We start from the raw sequence: 632 nt of genomic DNA, 5'->3' as shown, positions 1-632 counted from the left end.
GTTTTTGCTTATGTAGCAATACTCTAAACTCATTCCATTGAAAATGTGGACCAGGATCCGTTTTTCGCTTTGGTGCAATATCAGAATGCCCAGCCAAATGCTGATCGGTTTTAGGATAAGCCTTTTGTAAAGCTGCCACGACTTGAGCCAATACATCATATTGATTTTGCTCAAAATCTAAATCATCACTTCCCTCAAGCTCAATGCCAATAGAGTAATCGTTACACTCTACTTTGCCCAAGTAACTTGAACGTCCTGCATGCCAAGCCCGATCTTTAAAATTAACAAATTGTAGTACTTCACCTGTTCTTAAAATCAGTAAATGTGCTGAAACTTGCATACTTTCAATGGTTTGAAAATATGGATGCACTGACCAATCAAGTTGATTTTGAAAAAATTTTTCAATATACCCACCACCAAATTGTGAAGGTGGCAAACTGATATTATGAATCACAATCAGTTGAATTTCTGTCTGTTCGGGGCGCTGATTAAAATTGGGAGAAGCCACTTGTCGAGCGCCCAAAAGTTGCCCATCAACCACTTGAAATGGTGTTGCTTGCATAAACATTCCTATTATCAATCATTCAAGCATTGGATGCATTTGGTACGATAGTTTACGCTGAACAAGGTCA

Annotated in this window: 1 protein-coding gene; it reads right to left on the bottom strand. The window is 38.4% G+C overall.

What is annotated here, in order from left to right:
• Window positions 1-562 (bottom strand): 1,6-anhydro-N-acetylmuramyl-L-alanine amidase AmpD (gene ampD / locus HX124_RS18110; protein WP_286384468.1); only part of this gene is annotated, 562 nt, incomplete at its 3' end.
• Window positions 563-632: the final 70 nt, after the last annotated feature.

This window comes from Acinetobacter sp. 226-1, assembly GCF_030329325.1.
GTDB lineage: Bacteria > Pseudomonadota > Gammaproteobacteria > Pseudomonadales > Moraxellaceae > Acinetobacter > Acinetobacter sichuanensis.
The sequence above is the reverse complement of the archived record's forward strand: the minus strand, read 5'-3'. Positions and strand labels throughout refer to the sequence as shown.